The organism is Microbulbifer maximicatervae (SeqCode) (assembly GCF_052467325.1).
Map to the genome: position 1 here is coordinate 1,964,008 of NZ_CP174310.1, position 22,381 is coordinate 1,986,388.

Consider the following 22,381-nt stretch of genomic DNA (forward strand, 5'->3'; position numbering starts at 1 on the left):
AATACTTTTTCGGCTCTGCGGGTAAACTTTAAATCAGTGCCAACTGCTCACCGGGGGGAGAGATATGGAAAGCCTGTTGGATCAGGTCGGTGGTGCTAAATTTGTTAACCGTACAGTCAGTGAATTTTACGGTGCTCTCAGCCACCACCTTTCAGCCTACGAAACTTGCGATTTCCGCAAACAGTTAAGTCGCCAAGCCCAATTTCTAAGTCACGCATTATCGCCAACACCGGAACCAGACCGGAGTAGTCGCGCACGCTTTTTAGCCAGGGGACTAAACCCTGAGCTCTTTGATTCAATGTTGGAATATTTTGAGGGGCGCTTGTTAGAGTTGGGATACCAGCCGGACTTCAGCACAGAGCTGGTTACAGTCGTAACCAACCTCTATGGCGGTTGTGAGCAAGACCTATCAATCGCTTGCTAATCTTTACCAGCAGCGCGAACGCACAAGTTGCGGCGCGCCGCCCCTGTCAATACAATTGCGCTTCACAGCCTTTACCCCCCCGTTTTATTGCGCAGCGGTAAGCGCTCATTCACATACTCTTTTATATCAGAGATTATTCATGAAGATTGCCAACCACACAGTTGTGGAGATCCACTACACCCTGAAAGATGCTGACGGAACAGTCATTGACTCCTCAGCCAATGGAGAGCCACTCAAATATCTGCAGGGGGTCGGCAATATCATTGCAGGGCTTGAGCGCGAAATGCTGGAAAAGGCACCTGGTGACAAATTTACCGCAGTAATTGCTCCAGAAGACGGCTACGGGGAGCAAAACCCAGAGCTGATCCAGACTATGCCCCGCAGTGCCTTTGGCGGTGTTGAAGAGTTATCTGTAGGCATGGCATTCCGTGCAGAGAGCACCGAAGGTCACCCGATTGAAGTGGAAATTATCGACATCGACGGCGACGAAGTCACTATCAATGGCAACCACCCCCTCGCCGGCGTTGAGCTGCACTTCGAAATCGAAGTTGTTTCTGTGCGCGAAGCGACTGCTGAAGAGGTTGACCACGGTCACGTGCACTGATCCCATGATATGAAACGCCGCCAGTCGCGCGGCGTTTCCCCCTTCCTCAATGTCATTGCCAAACAACATCATCCTGTTTGATAGCATCTGCAACCTGTGCAATAGCTGGAGTCAACTAATACTCAAGCGCGACAGAGAGCAGCGCTTTACCCTGTGCCGAGTGCAGTCCAATGCAGGCCAACACTTCCTTAAACAGCTGAACCTGCCGCTGGACACTTACCAGACCATGATTTTGCTGGAACGACATGGTGGCACTTACCAATCCTTTTACAAAAGTGAAGCGGCACTGAGAATTGCCAGCCGCCTACCACAACCCTGGCGTTTATTGGCCATTTTGCGCTACATTCCCCGCCCGGCAAGGGATTGGCTCTACGACTTGGTTGCTCGAAACCGCTATCGCTGGTTTGGTCAACGGGAAAGTTGCCTATTGCCGTGTGACGCTGACAAACAGCGGTTTTTGGAAGATGTACCTGAAGAGACCCCAGATGAGCTTGTCTGACCAGTATTTACAGCGATTTGGCGGCATTGCTCGCCTGTATGGCGATAAGGCCCTCGAAATTTTATCCTCTGCTCACATATTGGTGATCGGTATTGGTGGCGTAGGGAGCTGGACCGCAGAGGCCTTGGCGCGAAGCGGCATTGGTCAGTTGACGTTAATAGACTTGGATGACGTCTGCATCACCAATACCAATCGTCAGAGCCACGCACTCGCCGATACTGTAGGCCATATCAAGGTCGAGGTGATGGCAGAGCGCCTACGGCAGATTAACCCGGAGATTACAGTTCATACGGAAGAGGACTTTATCGCTAATGACAATTTCTCAGAGCTGATCAATCCCGATATACACCCTATCGATGTGGTGATTGATGCAATAGATTCTGCACGGGTAAAAGCCGCCCTGATCGCTTACTGTAAAGCCCGAAAAATACGCTTGATAACGGTTGGTTCCGCAGGAGGTAAGCGCTCCCCCGATCGCATTGAGTGCGCCGATCTCGGCCGTACAATTAATGATCCGATGCTGGCAAAAGTCCGCCAACATCTATACCGCTTTCACAACTTCCAGAAGAGTCGCAAGCGCCAGTTTGGCATCGATGCGATCTTTTCCACTGAAGCAATGGTATACCCGCAGCCAGATGGGCAAGTATGCCAGCAGAAGAGCGCTATGCAGGACGGTGTTAAATTAGACTGCAGTGGCGGCTTTGGTGCGGCAACTATGATTACCGGCACCTTTGGGTTTTTGGCCGCCAACCGGGCCATTGAGAGACTTCTCCAGGCAAAAAGCTAAACCGGGGTGAATTGAGCCCTCAGCTGATCGCGGTAGCGCCTGCTCACCGGGATCAGCTGGCCGCCAACCAAGTGGATACGCGCATCACCGCTTTCCAGGGGTTCAATCTCCGCAATAGAGTCCAAGCGCACAATATAGGAGCGGTGGATGCGAGCGAATGATCCTGGATCCAAACGCTCCAGTAACTTGGTCATAGTCTCCCGCAGGGGGTAAATTCTATCGCCCAGGTGCAGATTGACATAGTTGCCAGCAGCTTCCACCCATTCGATATCCTGCACATTAACCAGAAATTCTTTTCCCAGCTTTTTCACCAGAAGACGCTCCGGCCTTTCTACTGGCTCAGCAGCATCTCCCTCATCTGGCTCTTCTAGTAAGCGCGCCTCACCCTGTAAACGTACCAACAAAAAGCGGTACAAATAAACAGAGCTTAAAAGAGCGGCATAGGTTTGAATATCTTTGAGATATTCATAGAAAAATTCTACAGGCCAGTTACCAAAGTTATAGGAACCATCATTGAGGTGATAAATGACCGTCCTCATAAACACCATGCCGGAAACGTGGATCAAGGACCAAGGCAAAGTGAAAAATAAATGTATGGCCAAGTTCTGCCGAACTCTCCCCTTGCGCAGGGGAAAATAATGATCAAGAAGCAATATCAACGGAAATAAGATTGCGATCATTAGGATACTGGTTCCCTCCCACACCAGAAATTCCCATGGCTGAAAAATAGAACCCCAGCGGCGGTGATCAAAGTATGCCAAAGCGAACTGAACAAGCCACTGGCCGACAAAAAACAACACCCAGAACCCCACCTCAAACTGTCGCCGGTGCGTCAAATACTGCTGAACCGTCATTGCTCCTGAACCAGTATAAAAATTCATCGGCAGTCTACCCCCGATTCACCCCCAAAAACCACCACTGGCCCCTAATACCGCACAAACCGGCACTTTAGGATAGCTAATGGCAATTACTAACGGGAGCATAGCGAGCGACTAAAACAGCCTTGAACGACTAAACCTATGCATTCAATAACACAGAGACGCCACGATATTGACGCCCTTCGTGTACTAGCCTTTGGCCTACTTATTCTCTACCACCTGGGAATGGCCTATGTCGCGGAATGGGGGTGGCATGTAAAAAGCAGCTACCAAAGCGAGCCACTACAACTGGTAATGCTAGCGGTTAACCAGTGGCGAATGCCGTTGTTGTTCCTGATTTCAGGTGCAGCCAGCTATTTTCTCTTCCACAAGCTGGGCACTGGGGATTACTTACTGAGAAGAATGAAGCAGCTATTGATTCCGCTGGCATTTGGAATGCTGGTGGTGGTTCCACCCCAGGCCTACTATGAAGCGCTAAGCAACGGCATTATTGAACCTGGATACTTATCATTCCTGCTGAAGTACTTCTCGTTCAGCCCCTGGCCAGAGAATGCCTTTGCTGGGAGTGAGTTTGGCCTGACCTGGAACCATCTGTGGTATCTCCCCTATCTGGCATGCTACACCCTGGCCCTTATTCCTCTAGCCCTGTGGTTTAAACACCAACGGTGGCTGGGCCGATTCATGGAGAACATTAAATCTTGGCAACTGCTAATTCTGCCGCTTGTACCCATGATGGTGTACGGCCTGGTCCTATTTCCGCGCTTTGGTGGGATAAACTATGCCGTCGTCGACGACTGGTACACCCATGCCAGATTTTTTACTTATTTCTTCTGCGGCTACTTGCTGGTCAGCAGTAACGCTCCCTGGGAAGTACTGGCAAGACTGCGCAATCGCCTGGTTATTGCAGCGCCCCTCACTTTCGCCCTATATCTATTATTTGATCGAGTACTACCTGATAGCAGTATTCCCGCCCAAAAAATGCTGCTTTTTATTGTTATCTATACAAATCGATGGGTATGGCTCCTGGCTGTTTTAGCCTGCGCTTATCGATTTCTCAATAAGCAATTCCGTTGGTTACCCTATGCCACTGAAGCGGTTTATCCCTGGTATATCCTCCATCAAACCATTACCGTAATCGCTGTGTATCAATTGGGGCAACTCGCTCTGGGGTCCATCCTGGAGCCCTTGCTAGTATTATTAATCACTATTTTCGGCTGCTGGGCTTCATATGAATTTATCATCCGAAGAAATCCAGTTTTACGGCCGCTGTTTGGTTTAAAGCCTATTTCCAATATAAGGCCTATTGCGGTGGAGGCCACCATACCCCGCTCCAATTAAGTTAATGAGAGGTCTGCTCCACCAGATTCAAAGCACGTTGCAGCAATGCGTAAAAACCATTGCTGCGCGATTCACTTAAGTGCTTACCGAGCCCCAGCTCAGCAAATAACAGGGAAAGATCTCTCTCTCGAATCTCAATAGCCGTGCGGCCATCGATTTGTGAAAGTAATAACGCACCCAGGCCTTTTACAACCCGGCTGTCGCTTTCCAATCCAAAATAGTGCCTACCACCCTCTGTCCGGTGCGCTAACCAAGCTGCGGACTCACAACCCCGCACCAGGTTTTCCTCGGTACGTATCTCGGGCTTTCGGGCAATAGTTTTACTCCACAGCATTAATTCTCTATAACGTCCCTGCCAGTTGCGCTGGGAAACTAAACTCTCCAGCAATAACGAGGAGAAATCATCCCTGGCCCATTCATCACGCTGAATACTAGCCCCCAGCTCAATTGACTTCTGGATCTCACAATACTCTTCCAGGGCCTGCAAAAAAGCCTGAATATCGCTATCGGTATTGTAGGCTGCGACTGAGGCTCGGACCGTCACTAAATCACCGCTCTCTTTACCTAACAATTGTGCACAGTGATGGCCTACTCTCACTGCAATATCGCGCTCGTCCAGCCAGTGCATTAAATCGGCAGCGCTACCATGAATAGGCACAAAAGAGACAATACCCAGATTGTGGCGCACTTGGCTGATAACCCTAAAATTGGGGGACGCTATCAGTTCGCGATGTATCCATCGCACCAATTTCTGCTCATGCGCCGCTATTGCGACCCGATCTTGCTGCTCAAGAAATTCCAGTGCCGCTCCAAGACCCGCTATTGCCGCCAGCGGAGAAGTGCCTGCCTCAAATTTGTGCGGCAAGCCTGCATAATGACTCGTTTCAAGCTCAACATCGGAGATCATTTCTCCACCACCCAGCCATGGCGGCATAGACTCCAAAAGTGTTTCCCTACCGTATAAGAAACCAATTCCTGATGGGCCATAAAACTTATGTGCGGAGGAAACAAAAAAATCACAGCCAATTTTCTGTACATCAATCACTTCATGAGCTGCCAACTGGGCGCCATCAACAATCCACATCAAGTGCTTTCTGCGCAGCAATTGCCTCACTGCAGCCAGGTCCGGACGCAATCCGAGTGCGTTGGAACCGCCGGTCAGGGATACAATTCTTGTGCGCTCATTCAGCACTTCTCCCAGGCGATCAAATTCCGGGACACCCGCTACATGGGGTACATAGCGCAAACTCAAATTGAATCGCTTGGCCGCCATCTGCCAAGGGATAATATTTGCATGGTGCTCCGCTGTTGAGATGACAATTTCGTCCCCAGCCTGCAACTCACTACACAGGCTGTGCGCCAACAAATTCAATGCCTCAGTAGCACCGCGACAAAATACAATTTCCCTTGTGCTGGCAGCATTAACAAACTGTGCCGCTTGGCGACGCACTCGCTCCACCATTTCTGTAGCCTTACGCGCCAAACGGTGACTGGAGCGATGCGTATTGGCATTGCTGTGCACATAGTAATCGCGTACAGCATTAATCACTGCCTCTGGCTTCTGCGTCGTTGCAGCATTATCCAGGTATACCAACTCCTTATTCTCCTCTTGAGCAAAGAGGGGAAATGACTGCCTGAATGATTCAGCGGAAAAACTCATAGGGAAAATAACTTCTCAGTATTTCGACAGGTAGCATTGGCGATTTCCCGCACGGAAACTCCCCGCAAATCAGCCAGTGCTTGTGCAATTTTAGAAAGGTTTTCAGGGCTATTACGCATACCCTGCTGACCTGAAAGGGGCATATCTGGGGCGTCCGACTCAAGCAGTAAACTCTCCAGCGGCGCACGTGACACAGCCCGTCGGGTTTTCGCTGCCCGTGGGTAAGTAATTGTTCCACCGATACCCAGATAGAAGCCGCGCTTCCAGTACTCTTGCGCCATTTGCTCACTGCCACTGAAAGCGTGGATCACACCTCCCCGCGAGAGCTTGAATTGCTTTAACAGCCTCAGGAGTTCATTGTGGGCCCGGTGAACATGCAGAATAATTGGCAGTTCATGGTTACTAGCAATCTCCAAATGAAGCTTGAGAATATCTTCCTGCTTATTAAAGTCAGTGCCGATAGAGGCATCCAAGCCACACTCTCCAACAGCGACACATGAGTATTTCTCAAGGCTCTCACTAAGCCGTACTCCCAACTCCATCAGGTTTTCCCGCCAGCTGGAATCTTGCGGGATTTTCTTCACCCACCAAGGGTGAACACCAGCAGCCATCATCCAACCGGGCTGTTCCGATACCAGAGCGCCCAACGACTGCCACTGAGCCTCGCAAACGCCGGGGATAATGACCCTATCTATTCCGGCATTGAGACATCTTTGCCACACCTGATCCCGGTCCAGTGAAAAAGCCTCAAAATCAAAGTGGCAATGGCTGTCTATAAATTTCACTTGTGATACCCATTATTCGCGCGCATATTAGCATGAAGTCGCCTTTTCCTCTGGTACACCTGTGATTGAATCTCTTTTGCCAATCGCCCTTTTTGCTTTCTCAGCCAGTATTACACCGGGCCCTAATAACCTGATGATTATGTCCTCAGGACTCAATCACGGCATCTACAGTTCAACACCTCACCTACTGGGAATTTGGCTGGGATTTCCCGCCATGGTGGTTGCCATTGGCTTGGGACTGGGAACCGCCTTCAATCACTTCCCTTTTTTGCATGAGGTAATTCGCTGGGCAGGCATTGCCTATTTACTCTACCTGGCATGGATAATTGGTTCGACCCGGGAAATGGGTTCTGGAAATTCAAGCCAACCCCTGAGCTTTACTCAGGCGATGGCTTTTCAGTGGATCAATCCTAAAGGCTGGATTATGGCCACTGGAACACTGGCTGCTTTCACCAGTCCCGGCACAGAAATATGGTCGGGAGTTGTTAAGGTTGCACTGGCATTTATCACCATTGGCGGGCCTTGCGTTGCCATTTGGCTATTCTTTGGCGTTGGGCTAAAACGGTTCCTGACTGAACCACGCTACTTACGAAGCTTTAACATTGCTATGGGATTGTTGCTTGCTGCAAGCGTTATCCCCTTGGCCCTCGAGGGGCTTACCCCCTTTGGCGCAGCCACCTGAAAGGTCTCTTCAACAGCTTAAGCTCGGGAGCCTAGCTCCCGAGGCGCTCAGAGCTAGGAAAAACTAGCGAGACGCAGCCTGGAAACGGCTTACTGCACGAAGCTCGGCTGAGTCCTGTAACCAAACAATATCTTCAGCCTCTACTTGCTGCCCTGTTATCCCTGATAACTGATCACTGAGTACTTCTAGTCGGGTATTCTCATCGACGCCCTCCACCGGAAGTCGGATCCAGACCTGCCCCTCTTCGTCTGTAACCTCCGCAGGTGCCCCCTGGTCAGTACTGCTTAAATGGCGATCAAACACAGAGCTGTGACCTGGCGGCAAATAAATAGTGCCATTGGTAATATCGACAGCGAAGGCCACTATGCCCGGCAGCAGGCCAAATAGCAGGCCTGCGCCGTCCAAGATTACGACCGCAGGATCAACTCGCCCACCCGCCTGCCCTTTGCGCTCCGGGTACAGGAAATAGCCGCAGGCGCTCAGATTCATCACTGTTACAAGCGCAGCGGATGCCACGACACTTCGTTTAATCACTCTATTCATGGTGTCACCTCTCACGAAAGCCCCCTATGCGGAGCTATTACTTGTTCTTTCTATTCCCACTAATGCCATGGGATCTATTCTCTATCTGTACAAATTCACGTCAGATAGCCCTGAGACAAAAAGATCATCAAATTTACGCCGATCGAAACGTTCGTACAACATCAAACAGGCTCGATTGCCTAAACTTTAACCAGCACTTGCTGCGGGATGTTAAGGAGATTTACTAATTTCTGACAGTGTGGAGTGACGCACTTGTGATCTGACCGGGCAGTAAGCAGTCGCCTGGGGTCCGACACCGGAAATTTCAGGGAGCAGTAGTCGTAGCAGGTGCCGCCAGGGATTGGCTAAAGCACGGTATCCTTATCGATGCCGTGCTTTTCTATTTCACTAAATAAAGGAGATTTCGTCCTATCGCACCCAAAATTGGCGAGATCCCCTACCTTTCTTCCTGGAAAATTCCCCCTACCGCTGTATCCTGCGCCCAAGAACAAGAGTGGAGCTCTCTACATGTATATCAGCAGCGCCTTTGACAGCGGCAATATCGAAGTTATCAATACCGACAGCAATCCAATAGAGCTAGCAATCCGTCAGGACAACAATTCTGACTTCTACCAATGGTTTCACTTTCGTCTGGAAGGCGATATTGGCACCAGCTATCCCTTGCGCATCGTTAATGCCGGCAAATCCGCCTACCCGGAAGGCTGGGAAAACTACCGCATCTGTGCCTCTTACGATCGTCAAAATTGGTTCAGAATTGGCGCCAACTACGACGGCAATACTCTGGACTTCACTGTAACCCTGGATGAACCCAGTATCTATCTCGCCTATTTTGCCCCCTACTCCTGGGAACGCCACCTGGACCTGCTCGCTTGGGCGCAGAGCCACGACCTGGTCAAACTGCAAACTCTCGGTAAAACCCTTGATGAGCGCGATATGACCATGCTCACGGTTGGCAACGCCGACACCGCAAAACATCGTGTTTGGATGATTGCCCGCCAACACCCAGGAGAGACCATGGCAGAATGGTTTGTCGAGGGCTTCCTGGAAACCTTGCTCGACCATGCCAATCCTACTGCGCAAAGCTTGCTGGCAGATACCGTATTTTATGTAGTACCCAATATGAACCCCGACGGCAGCGTTCGCGGGCATCTGCGCACTAACGCTGCGGGCGCCAACCTGAACCGTGAGTGGCTCAACCCCACAATGGAGCGAAGCCCGGAGGTCTTTTTGGTCAGGGAGAAGATGCTGGAGCTGGGCGGAGATATCTTCCTGGATATTCATGGTGATGAAGCCCTGCCCTATAACTTTGTTGCGGCTTGTGAAGGTATTCCCGGCTATGACGAGCGCCACGCCAAGTTGGAAGAGACATTTAAGCAAGCTTATGAGGCCATCAGCCCCGACTTCCAAACGGAGCATGGATATGAGCTGGATAAACCCGGCGAAGCAAATCTGACAATTGGTACCGCCTGGGCTGGACATCAATTCCGCACCCTGGCTCTAACATTGGAGATGCCGTTTAAAGACAATGATGACCTGCCCGACTTGATCGAAGGTTGGTCCCCGGCGCGAAGCCAACAACTCGCTCGCGATATTCTTTTCCCAATTCGCGAAGTGTTAAAAACACTCAAATAACCTCTATCCGGTGAACTAAATCACCGTTACCGGTAAGAGAAATTAATTTGAGCTGGGCTGTCTCAAACGGCAGCCCAGTTTTAGAGAGACTTTTCTTATTGCAATTATTGATTTATAAAAACCGAGTAGGCGTTTATTTTTGAGCCAAAAGTCACAGGATAGCCTCTATATTTCAAAGATTGCAGCGATCATCAAAACAACATCTCTAACTTTTCTTATTACGCTGTGATTTTTTTAATAATACAGCTACAGCAACCAACAAAAGGAAAGTAAATACCACCAACCCCCACATCACCGACTGAAAAGCCTGGGCAAAAGCCTCATTAAACATGTTAGCGATGCGACTGTGCAGAGCAGCAGACACCCCCATTGCGCCACGCTCTATCCTTTCAGGATTAATCAGCAATGCATCGATATATTTTTCCAGTGCACTGGTAATCTGCACCCCACTTTCCTGCAATTGATTTAGCAAACTCTGTTTTTCCATTATCCGGAATACAGTACCCACTACAGCCAAACCAAGTGCTGCGCCTATGTTTTGTATGCCCCACAACATTCCGGTTGCTATACCTGCACTATTAGGCGGCAAAGCGCCAATAGCGATTGGCGCTGTCGCACTAAATACAAACCCCCAAGCCACACCAAAAGGTATAAAAGCCAGCAAAAGCGTTGAAAAATTGGTATCCACTGAGAATTGCGTCATTACGATTGCCGCAATCAAAATACATATGACACCAATTAAGATTGGAGCCGCAGGTGCGGAATTAGCTGCCATTCTGCCCGCCACAGGAGATACCAAAGCCATCACCAAGGTAATAGGGAGCAAAATCAGGCCGGACATTACCGTTGTATCCTGACGCACAATATGCAAATAAAATGGCAATAAAAAGAAAGCAGAAATGAGAAATATCAACAAGCTGAAATTGGTTAAAACACAAGCAGAGAATAGCGAATTCTTAAAATAGGCAAAATGGATCAACGGTTGCTCCAGTTTTCGCTCAACACGAAAAAGGGCAATAAAACTCAATATAGAAATAACCAATAACAACAGTATCGGCCGGCTCAACCAACCCACTTGCGCCCCTTCAACTACTAACACCACTAGCGAACCCACACTAAGCGCAAGGAGTATCATTCCACGCCAGTCAATATAACTTTTTTCTTTATCTAAATTTTGCGGGCTCCGCATCACAAAAAGACCAAGCACCATACTAACCAACACAAAGGGGATATTAATAAAAAAGATCGACCTCCAAGACAAATACTCACATAGGACCCCACCCAATACCGGACCAAGAGCAAAGCCGACAGCCAATACCGACATCCACCATCCCATTGCAAATCCGGCTTCTTTTTCTACAAAAGTGTGGGACAGCAAAGCAATATTATTCGGCACGATTATGGCAATGGAGACACCTTGAAAGGCCCGCCAGACAATTAACCAAAGTGGATCCTCAGCCAACCCCGCGAAAAGGGAGCTAACTGCAAGTAATACCCATCCAATATTGAGCATCTTCAGGGAGCCCACAATATCCCCCAATCTCCCCATACTGGCCATCAGGATACATAGCATCAACATAAATATATTCATAACCCACTGGGTTTGAATAAAGGATGCACCTAAACTCTGCTGGATTGTCGGCAGCGCAATACTGACAATGGTGTAGTCCAACCCCAAAATAAAGGTGGCTGGAAAGGAGCCAAGCAAAACAACCCACTTATTCATTAGTCGCATAATTCCCCTTATGCAGCTTGTTAATTAAAGCAAGGAAAGACCCTGAATAATTTATCGGCATTTATTGCTGAGAGAGCTACACAACCCATCCATTATCAATAGAATTATGATGCCACCAGAAAACAACAAGAAACCAACCCTCTTCACATAGACAAAAAAGTCCAATTCGTAGTAAAAAGCAAAAATAATAAAAACGGTACCTTAAGGCACCACACACCAATAAAAATTAAAAAATATTCACTAGCGTCTACTGCAAAGGTAGCGTATCTACTCAGTCCGGAGAAAAATAATGAAACACACTATCAGACAGATGATCCTATCGATTCTATTTGTACTTTCCTTCGCCTCTCCCCCCCTTTGGGCCGATAGCATTTCTGATTTCCAAAACAGCTGGACAGGCACAGCCTTGGATCTACAGCGTCAAATAGACAACCACACTCCCATGAGTGAAAACAATATTTTGGGGACACACAATTCTTACAACTCAGAAGTGTATCGCGCCTGTAACTTCTCAGTGGGATGTCGCTACCTGGACCCTCAACAGGAGCATTCCATAAAAGATCAATTGCGCATGGGAGCTCGCTTTATAGAACTGGATGTCCATTGGACAACGAAAATGGAGAGCCTTTTTTCCTATCCCAAAAGATTACTTCTGTGCCATGGGCTCTGCAGTATCAATGACAAGTACGCGACTGAAGGATTTAACGAAATAAAGGACTGGCTAAATGACAGTGCCAACCAGGACGAAGTCATCATTTTATATATTGAGGACCATTCTGATGGGCGCCATCAAGATCTCTACAACCAAATAACCGATCGATTCGGGGATAAGATTTTCTACAGTGGCGGCTGCCAGAGCATTCCCAGCAGCCTTACAAAAAATGATGTGCTTGCTGCAGGGAAACAAGTCGCCGTGTGGAAAGATAGCGGCTGCTCTGGAAATGGTGACATGAAGAACATGGCCTTCACCGGATTAGGGGAAATCGGTCGAGTGTGGGAAGACAGCACCACTATTGGCACCATAGGGGAAATTTTTAGCGGTGGTATTGAACGAATCACAGCCGATGATGTTCGCAATGGCTTTGCTATAGGTCACAACATAATCAACCTCGATAATATGAATACGACTGATGGCCGCATCGCTGCAGCTATTTGGTCATGGGATCAGAATGAGCCAAATAACTTGAACAATGAGGACTGCGCCATGCAGTGGGGCAACGGGCGCTGGAATGATGCCAACTGCAGCAACCAATATAGCTTCGCATGTAAGAACACGGCTGACGGTAGCTGGCTGGTCAGCGCCTCCACAGGCCCATTCTCTTATGGTGCCGGGGTGTGCCAGGCACTGGGCAATGACTATGTGTTTTCCGCCCCCACCAATAGCCAGGACAACCAAGCCCTTAAAAATGCCAAGGAAACCACTGGCTATGACAAGGTGTGGATTAACTATCAGGACCAGATAACTGAGGGCCAGTGGCAGCACAATTAACCTCAAAAATCTCGACTTGAGGGTTTAGGCTGGATAGGAGGCTAAGCCCGAGCCTCCTATCCAAGGCGAGTTTTATTGAAACCTCTCAAGCACAAACCCTGTCACCATATTCAACTAAATTACCAAAACGGGAATATAGCTCTGGGCCCAGCCACACTCTACTCTCCACTGATCGCTGATATGTCGTTAGTTAAGACAAGATCAGGCATAATCTGCCTCCTAACAAGACTGTCAGGACAAAATTATGCGAATTCCTACCACCTGGCGCCGCCTTGGCTTGGCTATAGCCATCAGCGGTGTTATCAGCGGTTGTAGCAAGGGCAACGAAGAAGTCAGCTCACAAGCGCACTCCCATAAAGAACATATCGAGCACAGCACTGAAAAGCTCAATCTAGAAGCCGCTGAGAAGGCTCAAATTGATACTGTCGCTGCCGACCTGCACAAGCATGTCGCCGTATTGGCCTCCGATGAATTCGAAGGCCGCGCTCCCGCCAGTAAAGGTGAGGAGCTGACGGTAAACTATCTGGCAGAGCAATTTAAGGCGCTCGGACTTACCCCTGGTGCCGTAGATTCCGACGGTAACCCCAGCTGGTTCCAGGAAGTCCCCATTGTAGAGATGGATATTCAATCCACTCCCCTTACTATTCAGGGCGAGGGTGTAGGCCAGGTTCTAAAACCTATTGACGACATGGTCGCGTTTACCCAGCGCCAAACCAGCGCATCCAGCCTCAATGAAAGCGAATTGGTTTTTGTCGGTTACGGCATCGTAGCTCCAGAAAACAACTGGAATGACTACGCAGGTCTGGATATGGAAGGCAAAACCGCAGTCATTCTGGTGAATGACCCCGGCTATGCCACCCAAGATGAGGCTCTATTTAATGGCAATGCCATGACCTACTACGGTCGCTGGAGCTACAAGTTTGAAGAAGCTGCCCGTCAGGGCGCCGCAGGGGCCATTATTGTCCATGAGAATGGCGCTGCCGGTTACCCCTGGGAAGTAGTGAGCGGCTCCTGGTCTGGCGCCCAGGTAAGCCTTGAAGCAGAAAACAAGAATATCGATCGCGTGGCGATTGAGGCCTGGATCACCAACCAGGCAGCGAAGGATCTGTTCCAGGCAGCAGGTCTCGACTTGACCGAAGAAATGGCAGCTGCAAAAGCACCGGGATTCAAGCCTAAGTCACTGGAACTCAAAGCCAGCATCGAACTCAGCAACAGCCTTGAGAAGTCCAACTCTCGCAATGTTATTGCTAAGTTACCCGGCAAAAAGTATGCAGATGAAACCATTGTTTACACTGCCCATTGGGACCACTTAGGGGTCAACAAAAACGCTTCTGGCGAAGACCATATCTTCAATGGCGCAGTGGACAATGCCACCGGTACCGCTGGACTACTTGCTCTTGCAGCCCAAGCAGTAAAAGAGGTTCAAGCTGATCGCTCCCTGGTATTCGTCGCAGTAACTGCTGAAGAGTCCGGTTTACTCGGCTCCAAATACTATGCCGCTAACCCTGTTGATCCTCTGGAAAAGACGGTTGCCGGCTTTAACTTCGACGCTATGAATGTCTTGGGCCCCACCAAAGACATCACCGTCGTAGGCTTCGGCAGCAGCGAGCTGGAAAATCTCTTAGAAGCAGCCGCCAAAAAGCAGGGCCGCTATCTGGCTGCTGAAGAGCACCCGGAACGCGGCTACTTCTATCGCTCAGATCATTTCAGCCTGGCAAAAGAAGGCGTGCCAATGCTGTATTTTGATTCCGGTAGCGAAAACCATGAGCACGGCCGGGAGTGGGCACAATCCAAGGACAAGGAATATCTCAGCCAGCACTACCACAAGCCGGGAGATGAGTACGACCCCAACTGGAACCTGAAAGGCGCCGCTATGAATCTGCAACTGGGCCTGCAATTGGGCCTGAAGCTGGCGAACAGCCGCGACTGGCCCAACTGGTATGAAGGCAATGAGTTCCGCGCTATTCGCGACGCCAGTGCCGAAAGCCGCAAATAACCAAGCAGGATAAATATCCCGCTTTTCCTTGGTGGCATCTCCTCGGTGCCACCAAACTTCCCACCCCAAACATCAACCCTGCATTAGCTGCAGGTGCCTCTCCCTGAATCAAAACCAATAAAAAAGCCCCACTGTCTCCAGCAGGGCCTTTTATGCGAATGAGCTCTTTAGCTAAATAGCGACTTAAGCAGCGCTAGTAGCCTCAAGCTTTTTCAACTCTTCATCGCGAAGTTCGCGGCGTAAGATTTTACCCACATTAGTTTTGGGTAAGTCCTCACGGAACTCCACATGCTTCGGCACTTTGTAAGCCGTCATATGCTCACGGCAGTAGGCGACAACTTCATCTTCAGTCAAAGATGGATCAGCCTTCACCAGGAAGAGCTTCACCTGCTCACCACTTTTCTCATCCGGGATACCGATAGCGGCAGCTTCAGTGACCTTCGGATGCGCGCTGATCACGTCTTCAATTTCATTGGGATATACATTGAAACCGGACACAATAATCATGTCCTTCTTGCGATCTACGATTTTGATGTAACCATCATCCTGAATAACAGCCATATCGCCGGTATTCAACCAACCCTCACTGTCGATGGTATCCGCTGTCGCTTCCGGACGCTGCCAGTAGCCTTTCATCACCTGAGGTCCGCGCACGCACAGCTCGCCAGGAGAGTTGTTTGGCAGGTCATTGCCATTCTCATCGACAACCTTGACCTCAGTACCGGGAACAGGAACACCCACTGTGCCCAGCTGAACACCATCAGTAGGGTTAAATGAAACAACCGGGGAGGTTTCAGTCATACCGTAACCTTCCATGATCATACAGCCGGTCATTTCCTCCCAGCGCTTAGCCGTATCGCGAGTTAATGCCATGCCACCAGAAGCTGTTGAGTGCAATTTGCTGAAGTCCAGTTCAGCAAAATCCTTGTTGCGCATCAGGCCATTGAACAGGGTATTGAGCCCAACAAATCCGGTGAAACGCAGGCCTTTCAGCATCTTCACAAAACCCGGAATATCCCTCGGGTTGGGCACTAACAACGAGTGGTTGCCCGTGGAGAATAGGCACATGCAGTGGATGGTAAATGCGTAGATATGGTAAAGAGGCAAAGGTGCAATATAGAACTCCTCACCTTCTTTCATACCACTGGCAAATGCGATACGAACCTGCTCCATATTCGCAACCAGATTGCCATTTGTTAGCATTGCCCCTTTGGCAACCCCGGTAGTACCGCCGGTATACTGCAGAACCGCAATATCTTCTTTGGTGCGCTCAACATCCTTATGAGGACGCTCAGCGCCTTTTGCCATGGCATCGCGGAAGCTAACTTCATTGGCAAACGAAAATTCGGGCACCATTTTCTTAACGTACTTTGCCACACTGTTGATCAAGGTACGCTTCAGCGGACTGTGCAGATCCGCAATCTCAGTAACAATAACTTGTTTTACATCGGTTTCAGCAACCACCGCAGCAGCGGTATCGGCAATATTCGCCAGTACGACCAGAGCCTTGGCCCCTGAATCATTCAGCTGATGCTTAAGCTCGCGCTGCGTGTACAGCGGATTGGTATTTACTACAACCAGACCTGCGCGCAGTGCACCAAAAACAACTACTGGGTACTGCAGCACGTTGGGCAGCTGGACAGCGATGCGATCACCGGGCTTCAAGTCGGTATGATTTTGTAAATAAGAGGCGAATTTTCCACTTAGCGTGTCAATATCATTGATTGAAAGTGTACGCCCCAGGCATGTGAAAGCCGGCCGGTCACCGAATTTGGCGCAAGCGCCTTTAAAGACATCAAGTATGCTGCGATCAATGTCCAACTCTCTTCTCCCATTCCTGATTGTTGTCGTCGCTTGCCCACACCTTCCGTCTCCATAGGCGAAAGCTGCCATATCTCTGGGCGAGCGAGAATTTATTTATTGTTTGTAGTATCTTTGAGATGGTGAAAAAGAAGGTTTAAAACCTCTCTTTACCGATCTCCCTCTTCACTATTCGCAGGAAATAAACCTGCCAATGCTGCGGCCAACTCGCGATTTCCAGAATATTGAACATCCCCCAAAAGGAAGGCGTGACGCCCATTTAATTGACCGTCCAATATAGCACTGAGAGTGCTGTTTTCCATTTCCAATGTTAGTTCTGGATTATCAGTCTGACCAAATTCGGAAATCACTTTGTAATTTTTAGATACTTCGGTGACATAAACATAGAAGTCACAGGCATCTGGCAGCCGGAACTGTACCCGAGCCAGCGGGTACGAACAAGCTAAGTGACACAGGCGCTCTTGAACCGAATCCGGCAATTGCATCGGAAATTCTCCGTTTAAGCCGCTTTATTACTCACAAAAAAACCGCCGGCATTTGCCGGCGGTTTTAATTTCAGAGCGGGATCAGAATGCAAAATGCTCGGCATCCAATTCCATCAAGTTGCCTGCTCCACTCAACATGGACGTTGCGTGGCTGGAAGTGCGAGGAAGGATACGCTCGAAGAAGAAACGCGCGGTAGTAATTTTCGCCTTGTAGAAATCTTCTTCTCCAGTGCCCGCTGCCAGTTTTTCATTGGCAACTTTAGCCGCCTGTGCCCACAGGAAGGCCAGTACGGTGTAGCCGGAGAACATCAGGTAATCTACGGAAGCAGCACCTACTTCGTCTGGGTTTTCCATAGCTTTGCCGCCAACGTGCAAGGTCAGGTCGCCCCACTGTTTGTTCAGCTCTTGCAACTTAGCAACGAATGGCGCCAGTGCTTCGTTATCAATTTCCGCCTGGCAGAATTTGTGAACCTGCTTGGTGAAACCGCGCAGCAATTCGCCCTGGGTCATCAGAACCTTACGGCCCAACAGATCCAGAGCCTGAATACCAGTGGTGCCTTCATAGATAGTGGAGATACGCGCATCACGTACGTTTTGCTCCACGCCCCACTCGGCAATATAACCGTGGCCACCAAAGCACTGCATACCCAGGTTGGCAGATTCAAAACCGGCTTCAGTCAAAAACGCTTTCGCGATCGGCGTCAGGAACGCCAGCATATCGTCAGCGGCTTTCTTCGCGTCAGCATCGCCTTTGTGAGTGATATCAACCAGCTGTGCACACTTAACAACCAGCATACGACCACCTTCGGAGAAGGCTTTCTGGGTCATCAGCATGCGGCGCACGTCAGGGTGAACAATAATCGGGTCAGCCGGGCCTTCCGGGTTTTTCACGCCCGACAGAGAACGCATTTGCAGGCGATCTTTTGCGTAAGCCAGGGACTTCTGGAAACCGATCTCGGAGTGAGCCAGGCCTTGCAGAGCGGTGCCCAGGCGCGCAGTGTTCATAAAGGTGAACATGTAGCTCAGGCCTTTATTCTGCTCGCCGATCAGGAAGCCTTTAGCACCGTCAAAGTTCAGCACTGCAGTGGCGTTGCCGTGAATACCCATTTTGTGCTCGAGGGAACCACATACCACACCGTTGCGCTCACCGGCAGAGCCATCAGCGTTCGGCAGGAACTTGGGTACGATAAACAGGGAGATACCCTTGGTGCCAGCAGGTGCGTCTGGCAGGCGGGCGAGTACGATATGAACAATGTTGTCAGTCATATCGTGCTCACCGGCGGAGATAAAGATCTTAGTGCCGGTAATCGCGTAGGAGCCATCTTCATTCGGCTCGGCCTTGGTGCGCAGAATACCCAGATCGGTACCGCAGTGAGGCTCGGTCAGACACATAGTGCCGGTCCAGCTACCTTCAACCAGCTTGGTCAGGTAAACCTGCTTCTGCTCTTCAGTACCGTGCTCTTCCAGGGTGTTCATGGCACCGTGGGACAAGCCGGGGTACATGCCCCAGGACCAGTTGGCGGTGCCAACCATCTCGCTCATGATAGTACCGAGCGAGGGCGGCAGGCCCTGGCCACCGTACTCAGGATCGTGAGGCAGCGCAGCCCAGCCACCCTCTACAAACTGCTGGTAGGCTTCTTTAAAGCCTTCCGGGGTAGTAACTTCACCGTCTTTCCAGGTGCAACCTTGCTGGTCGCCAATTTGGTTCAGTGGTGCAATAACGTTTTCACAAAACTTTGCACCCTCTTCCAGGATGGCATCCACGACATCAGGAGTAGCCTCCTCATATCCAAGTGACTCATAATGCTTTTCTGAGTCCAGCATCTCGCGCATTACGAAACGCAAATCACGCAGTGGCATTTTGATATCGGTCATCCTGATAACCTCAATTCGCTTATGTTTGGGACCGGAGGTAAAACCATCCAGTCATATTTATGACTAATTTCTAAGATTGGTTCATCATAGTAGTAAGCGAGCAGCCCCCTCTATGGCCAAACCCGTCCAAAGCGGTGACAAATCGAGGCGAGAGGATGAAAAAAGGTGACTGGCCCAGTCAAATATCCAGGCCAGCTGCGGCGCGACCACCCCGGCGATACTCGCCTGGCGTAATTCCCGTCCACTTTTTGAAGGCGCGGAAGAAAGCACTGGATTCATCGAACCCAAGCATCTCTGCGATCTGCCCATTGGAAAGATCCGGGCAGCTCAGGTAGTGGAAAGCCGCTTCCATCCGACATTCGTCTTTCAGCTTCTGGTAGGAGGTGCCCTCCTGTTGCAGGCGACGACGCAACGTGGTGACCGACATATTGAGCCTCTCCGCCACCGCCTCTGCGGCAGGCATGGACTCACTCACGTCCCGGTTCAAAATGGTTTTCACTTTGGTCTTGATACTATTGGCACTGCCGTCGCTAATTACCAGGTGGTAAGGAGCGGTGCGAATAAAGTCCTCGACCATCTGCGGGCTTTGCACCACAGGGTATTCCAGGTAGCGGGTATCGTATTCGAGCGCATTAAACGGCTGCTCAAATAACAACTCATTGGCCTCACTCTGTGCGAGACTGCGAAACTCTTCCGGGCAAGCAAATGAAAAGTGCAGCCTGGCCAGCGGAATCTCCCGCCCTGCCAGCCAGCAATAAAACCTGTGCCAAACCGCTAGAGTTGTACGCACCACACTGGGGCTTGTGTTATTCAGCAGCTGCTCAAATTCGCCTTTGCCCAGCGAACTGATCCCGCAAATTTCAACCCGCTCGCGCCCATGGCCACCTTCTCCGAGTACCGGCTTCACCTTAAAACCTCGGCAGATTTCCATAAATTCGGCACAGAGCGTAATCGCCTGGCGGAGGGTTGCACAGTTCACAACCGCCAGACACAACAAGCGAAAAGACCCGGAACGGACCCTTCCACCACTCAGCATGCCAAACCACTCATTTTGCGCCAGCCACATCACGCGCTGGTATAAGCGGCCGTACTTCACTGCTGAAAATGCGGATACGCCCTGCAATTCAGACTCATCGATATCGACAGAAGCCAAAAGCTCCTTGCGATCACACCCGTGTTTGGTCGCCTCTTCGAGCAGTCGCTCGAGGTACGCGATAGGGATGCGAATATCCTCTTCCGTTGACGCCATCTATTATTTACGCCTGCGCAACCAATTCAATAAAGCCCCGCACCCAAACGCCAGAGCAATGATGACAAGCAGTATCACCAACAGAAGAATGAAATAGGTGACAACATCCTTAACGGGCAGGTCCCAACTGTAGACTGCCGCCACTACAAAGGCGACACAGGCGAGGACACTGGTAATAAAGGAGCGGCGACTTCTTTTAGCCATGACGATCTGGATACATTGATTTTCAAAACAGGTGAGACTGCCACATTTTGTGACGCTACCATTGTATTGTCGGCACCCAGTACCGACGCGGCGTCGAATCGTGAGGGATTGGCCGGTTCCTGTCAACGCCGCAGGAGGCACCAATGAGCAGAAGAATGCTGGAACCAGAGGATCGAGCCACGCTGTTAAGGCTTTTGCACTGGCTTATGTGCCTGACCGCCATTATATCGTTAATACTGTTGGGAATCGCCTTTTTTGCCCCTAGCTAATCAGCCCACCCTTGGCCAAATGGGCGGGATCTAACAATTCCTCAAGCGTTTCTCTATCCAGGTCCGTCATTTCAACAGCAACATCCAGCACTGGCCTACAGCTGGCATAGGCGGCCTTGGCAATCTCCGCCGCTTTCAAGTAACCAATCACTGGGTTAAGGGAGGTCACTAAAATGGGGTTGCGGCCCAGGGTTCCCTCAATATGCGCCCTATTCACCGCGAAACTGGCAACGGCTCGATCAGCCAGTAGGGTCGATGCATTGGCGAGTAGGTTAATACTTTCCAGCAACGTACTGCCTACTAAAGGCAACATAACATTCAATTGAAAATTGCCGCTCTGTCCCGCCACGGTCACTGTGGTGTCATTACCCATCACCCGGGCACAAACCATAGTAACTGATTCAGCAATAACCGGGTTCACTTTGCCCGGCATAATGCTGCTCCCTGGCTGCAAGGCCTCCAGGGCGATTTCGGAGAGACCAGCAAGGGGACCACTGTTCATCCAGCGCAAGTCGTTGGCAATTTTCATCAGGGAAACTGCCAACACCTTGAGCTGCCCGGACAACTCCACCGACGTATCCTGACTGGAAATTGCGGTAAAAAAGTTCTCTGCCGGGCGAAACTGATGAGATGTGTGGGCGCTGATTTTTTGCGCGAACAGCTCGGCAAAATCCGGGTGAGCATTGAGCCCGGTGCCAATCGCCGTACCGCCTTGAGCCAGCTGGGCAAGCCGAGGCATTACCGCGCGAATTCTCTCCCGGCACGCCTCTATTTGTGCAGCCCAACCTCCAACTTCCTGCGCCATTGTCATAGGCACTGCATCCATCAGATGGGTGCGGCCAGTTTTTACAATACTTTCAAGTTCCGTGGACTTGTCGCACAAGCCAGTGTGCAAATGGCGCAACGCAGGCAGCAGGGTATCGCGCACTGCGAGCAGGGCGGACACATGTATTGCGGTAGGAACCACGTCATTACTGCTCTGACTCATATTCACGTGATCATTGGGGCTGATGGTTTGATCACTGTGCTTTTCTGCAAGGTGGGCGAGCACCTCATTAACATTCATATTTGAGCTGGTACCAGAACCTGTCTGGTAAATATCGACGGGGAAATGAGTGGCATACTCCTCATCACCGAGACTGTCGCAAGCATTGATAATGGCCTCAGCCTGGGCTTTATCCAGCAACCCCAAGTCCCGGTTGGCCTCCGCAGCAGATTTCTTTATCAGCACAATGGCGCGGATAAACTCTGCCGGCAAGCCGTGACCACTGACAGGAAAATTCTCCACTGCGCGCTGGGTTTGCGCACCATACATCGCCTCAGTCGGCACCTGAACTTCGCCCAGGCTGTCCTTTTCAGTGCGGAATTCGCCACCCATTTCACTCTCCCCAGATGCGTTTAATGCATCGACAGAAGGTTATTTAGC

At 50.3% G+C, this 22,381-nt stretch carries 20 protein-coding genes; 9 read left to right on the forward strand and 11 right to left on the reverse strand.

Annotated features, from left to right (window positions below; translation table 11 throughout):
* Positions 1-64: 64 nt before the first annotated feature.
* The 4 genes from ACJJIE_RS08865 (at position 65) to tcdA (ending at position 2,314) form a co-directional block, all read left to right on the forward strand.
* Positions 65-424 (forward strand): hypothetical protein, encoded by a 360-nt coding sequence (locus ACJJIE_RS08865; RefSeq protein WP_282933449.1) that lies wholly within the window; start codon positions 65-67, stop codon positions 422-424.
* A gap of 139 nt (positions 425-563) precedes the next feature.
* A complete protein-coding gene (locus ACJJIE_RS08870; protein WP_282933450.1) occupies positions 564-1,028 on the forward strand; it encodes an FKBP-type peptidyl-prolyl cis-trans isomerase in 465 nt (154 codons plus the stop codon).
* A gap of 49 nt (positions 1,029-1,077) precedes the next feature.
* Positions 1,078-1,527 carry a thiol-disulfide oxidoreductase DCC family protein gene (locus ACJJIE_RS08875; RefSeq protein ID WP_444894339.1) on the forward strand — a complete coding sequence of 150 codons (450 nt, stop codon included), beginning with the start codon at positions 1,078-1,080 and terminating at the stop codon, positions 1,525-1,527.
* A complete protein-coding gene (gene tcdA / locus ACJJIE_RS08880; RefSeq protein WP_444894340.1) occupies positions 1,514-2,314 on the forward strand; it encodes a tRNA cyclic N6-threonylcarbamoyladenosine(37) synthase TcdA in 801 nt (266 codons plus the stop codon). Before ACJJIE_RS08875 ends, tcdA begins: the two co-directional genes overlap by 14 nt.
* Here tcdA and ACJJIE_RS08885 read toward each other — a convergent pair.
* Positions 2,311-3,195, reverse strand: a complete 885-nt coding sequence (locus ACJJIE_RS08885) for a LytR/AlgR family response regulator transcription factor (protein WP_444894341.1) — start codon at positions 3,193-3,195, stop codon at positions 2,311-2,313. The genes tcdA and ACJJIE_RS08885 overlap by 4 nt on opposite strands.
* A 138-nt stretch (positions 3,196-3,333) precedes the next feature.
* Between ACJJIE_RS08885 and ACJJIE_RS08890 the strand changes: the two genes are divergently transcribed.
* Positions 3,334-4,530: an acyltransferase family protein gene (locus tag ACJJIE_RS08890; RefSeq protein WP_444894342.1), complete on the forward strand. Its 1,197-nt coding sequence runs from the start codon at positions 3,334-3,336 to the stop codon at positions 4,528-4,530.
* 1 nt (position 4,531) lies between these two features.
* Here the strand turns inward: ACJJIE_RS08890 and ACJJIE_RS08895 are convergent, their stop codons facing one another.
* Both ACJJIE_RS08895 and ACJJIE_RS08900 read right to left on the reverse strand, forming a co-directional pair.
* A complete protein-coding gene (locus tag ACJJIE_RS08895; RefSeq protein WP_444894343.1) occupies positions 4,532-6,190 on the reverse strand; it encodes an aminotransferase class V-fold PLP-dependent enzyme in 1,659 nt (552 codons plus the stop codon).
* A complete protein-coding gene (locus tag ACJJIE_RS08900) occupies positions 6,187-6,975 on the reverse strand; it encodes a TatD family hydrolase (RefSeq protein ID WP_444894344.1) in 789 nt (262 codons plus the stop codon). The genes ACJJIE_RS08895 and ACJJIE_RS08900 overlap by 4 nt, the downstream gene beginning before the upstream one ends.
* A gap of 61 nt (positions 6,976-7,036) precedes the next feature.
* Here ACJJIE_RS08900 and ACJJIE_RS08905 point away from each other — a divergent pair, with 61 nt between their 5' ends.
* A complete protein-coding gene (locus ACJJIE_RS08905; protein WP_444894345.1) occupies positions 7,037-7,657 on the forward strand; it encodes a LysE family translocator in 621 nt (206 codons plus the stop codon).
* Between the two features lie 63 nt (positions 7,658-7,720).
* On the opposite strand, the gene ACJJIE_RS08910 is transcribed toward ACJJIE_RS08905, so the two are convergent.
* The gene (locus tag ACJJIE_RS08910; RefSeq protein ID WP_444894346.1) at positions 7,721-8,200 is read right to left on the reverse strand and encodes a hypothetical protein; all 480 of its coding nucleotides are present in this window, start codon (positions 8,198-8,200) and stop codon (positions 7,721-7,723) included.
* Between the two features lie 507 nt (positions 8,201-8,707).
* Between ACJJIE_RS08910 and ACJJIE_RS08915 the strand changes: the two genes are divergently transcribed.
* The gene (locus tag ACJJIE_RS08915) at positions 8,708-9,832 is read left to right on the forward strand and encodes a M14 family metallopeptidase (protein ID WP_444894347.1); all 1,125 of its coding nucleotides are present in this window, start codon (positions 8,708-8,710) and stop codon (positions 9,830-9,832) included.
* A 205-nt stretch (positions 9,833-10,037) separates the two neighbouring features.
* Here the strand turns inward: ACJJIE_RS08915 and ACJJIE_RS08920 are convergent, their stop codons facing one another.
* Entirely contained in the window at positions 10,038-11,567 is a 1,530-nt protein-coding gene (locus ACJJIE_RS08920) for an MFS transporter (RefSeq protein WP_444894348.1), read from the reverse strand.
* Between the two features lie 289 nt (positions 11,568-11,856).
* Between ACJJIE_RS08920 and ACJJIE_RS08925 the strand changes: the two genes are divergently transcribed.
* Together ACJJIE_RS08925 and ACJJIE_RS08930 are read left to right on the forward strand one after the other, a co-directional pair.
* Positions 11,857-13,056 carry a phosphatidylinositol-specific phospholipase C domain-containing protein gene (locus ACJJIE_RS08925; protein ID WP_444894349.1) on the forward strand — a complete coding sequence of 400 codons (1,200 nt, stop codon included), beginning with the start codon at positions 11,857-11,859 and terminating at the stop codon, positions 13,054-13,056.
* 244 nt (positions 13,057-13,300) lie between these two features.
* Entirely contained in the window at positions 13,301-15,052 is a 1,752-nt protein-coding gene (locus ACJJIE_RS08930; protein ID WP_444894350.1) for a M28 family metallopeptidase, read from the forward strand.
* A 183-nt stretch (positions 15,053-15,235) separates the two neighbouring features.
* On the opposite strand, the gene ACJJIE_RS08935 is transcribed toward ACJJIE_RS08930, so the two are convergent.
* The 6 genes from ACJJIE_RS08935 to ACJJIE_RS08960 form a co-directional block, all read right to left on the reverse strand.
* On the reverse strand, positions 15,236-16,873 hold the full coding sequence (locus ACJJIE_RS08935; RefSeq protein WP_413665144.1) for an AMP-binding protein: 1,638 nt from the start codon (positions 16,871-16,873) through the stop codon (positions 15,236-15,238).
* A 149-nt stretch (positions 16,874-17,022) separates the two neighbouring features.
* Positions 17,023-17,358, reverse strand: a complete 336-nt coding sequence (locus tag ACJJIE_RS08940) for an SCP2 sterol-binding domain-containing protein (RefSeq protein ID WP_444894351.1) — start codon at positions 17,356-17,358, stop codon at positions 17,023-17,025.
* Positions 17,359-17,439: 81 nt separating this feature from the next.
* Positions 17,440-19,233 carry an acyl-CoA dehydrogenase C-terminal domain-containing protein gene (locus tag ACJJIE_RS08945; RefSeq protein ID WP_282933466.1) on the reverse strand — a complete coding sequence of 598 codons (1,794 nt, stop codon included), beginning with the start codon at positions 19,231-19,233 and terminating at the stop codon, positions 17,440-17,442.
* Between the two features lie 178 nt (positions 19,234-19,411).
* On the reverse strand, positions 19,412-20,482 hold the full coding sequence (locus ACJJIE_RS08950; RefSeq protein ID WP_282933467.1) for an AraC family transcriptional regulator: 1,071 nt from the start codon (positions 20,480-20,482) through the stop codon (positions 19,412-19,414).
* A gap of 3 nt (positions 20,483-20,485) precedes the next feature.
* Positions 20,486-20,686, reverse strand: coding sequence for a hypothetical protein (locus tag ACJJIE_RS08955; RefSeq protein WP_282933468.1), 201 nt, complete (start codon positions 20,684-20,686; stop codon positions 20,486-20,488).
* 261 nt (positions 20,687-20,947) lie between these two features.
* On the reverse strand, positions 20,948-22,333 hold the full coding sequence (locus ACJJIE_RS08960; RefSeq protein ID WP_413665142.1) for a class II fumarate hydratase: 1,386 nt from the start codon (positions 22,331-22,333) through the stop codon (positions 20,948-20,950).
* Positions 22,334-22,381: the final 48 nt, after the last annotated feature.

What these genes read in the sequence shown, in the direction of transcription:
- ACJJIE_RS08865 (WP_282933449.1), top strand. Translation starts at nt 65, where the DNA reads ATGGAAAGCCTGTTGGATCAGGTCGGTGGTGCTAAATTTGTTAACCGT.
- ACJJIE_RS08870 (WP_282933450.1), top strand. Translation starts at nt 564, where the DNA reads ATGAAGATTGCCAACCACACAGTTGTGGAGATCCACTACACCCTGAAA.
- ACJJIE_RS08875 (WP_444894339.1), top strand. Translation starts at nt 1,078, where the DNA reads ATGTCATTGCCAAACAACATCATCCTGTTTGATAGCATCTGCAACCTG.
- tcdA (WP_444894340.1), top strand. Translation starts at nt 1,514, where the DNA reads ATGAGCTTGTCTGACCAGTATTTACAGCGATTTGGCGGCATTGCTCGC.
- ACJJIE_RS08885 (WP_444894341.1), bottom strand. Translation starts at nt 3,195, where the DNA reads ATGAATTTTTATACTGGTTCAGGAGCAATGACGGTTCAGCAGTATTTG.
- ACJJIE_RS08890 (WP_444894342.1), top strand. Translation starts at nt 3,334, where the DNA reads ATGCATTCAATAACACAGAGACGCCACGATATTGACGCCCTTCGTGTA.
- ACJJIE_RS08895 (WP_444894343.1), bottom strand. Translation starts at nt 6,190, where the DNA reads ATGAGTTTTTCCGCTGAATCATTCAGGCAGTCATTTCCCCTCTTTGCT.
- ACJJIE_RS08910 (WP_444894346.1), bottom strand. Translation starts at nt 8,200, where the DNA reads ATGAATAGAGTGATTAAACGAAGTGTCGTGGCATCCGCTGCGCTTGTA.
- ACJJIE_RS08915 (WP_444894347.1), top strand. Translation starts at nt 8,708, where the DNA reads ATGTATATCAGCAGCGCCTTTGACAGCGGCAATATCGAAGTTATCAAT.
- ACJJIE_RS08920 (WP_444894348.1), bottom strand. Translation starts at nt 11,567, where the DNA reads ATGCGACTAATGAATAAGTGGGTTGTTTTGCTTGGCTCCTTTCCAGCC.
- ACJJIE_RS08925 (WP_444894349.1), top strand. Translation starts at nt 11,857, where the DNA reads ATGAAACACACTATCAGACAGATGATCCTATCGATTCTATTTGTACTT.
- ACJJIE_RS08930 (WP_444894350.1), top strand. Translation starts at nt 13,301, where the DNA reads ATGCGAATTCCTACCACCTGGCGCCGCCTTGGCTTGGCTATAGCCATC.
- ACJJIE_RS08940 (WP_444894351.1), bottom strand. Translation starts at nt 17,358, where the DNA reads ATGCAATTGCCGGATTCGGTTCAAGAGCGCCTGTGTCACTTAGCTTGT.
- ACJJIE_RS08945 (WP_282933466.1), bottom strand. Translation starts at nt 19,233, where the DNA reads ATGACCGATATCAAAATGCCACTGCGTGATTTGCGTTTCGTAATGCGC.
- ACJJIE_RS08950 (WP_282933467.1), bottom strand. Translation starts at nt 20,482, where the DNA reads ATGGCGTCAACGGAAGAGGATATTCGCATCCCTATCGCGTACCTCGAG.
- ACJJIE_RS08955 (WP_282933468.1), bottom strand. Translation starts at nt 20,686, where the DNA reads ATGGCTAAAAGAAGTCGCCGCTCCTTTATTACCAGTGTCCTCGCCTGT.
- ACJJIE_RS08960 (WP_413665142.1), bottom strand. Translation starts at nt 22,333, where the DNA reads ATGGGTGGCGAATTCCGCACTGAAAAGGACAGCCTGGGCGAAGTTCAG.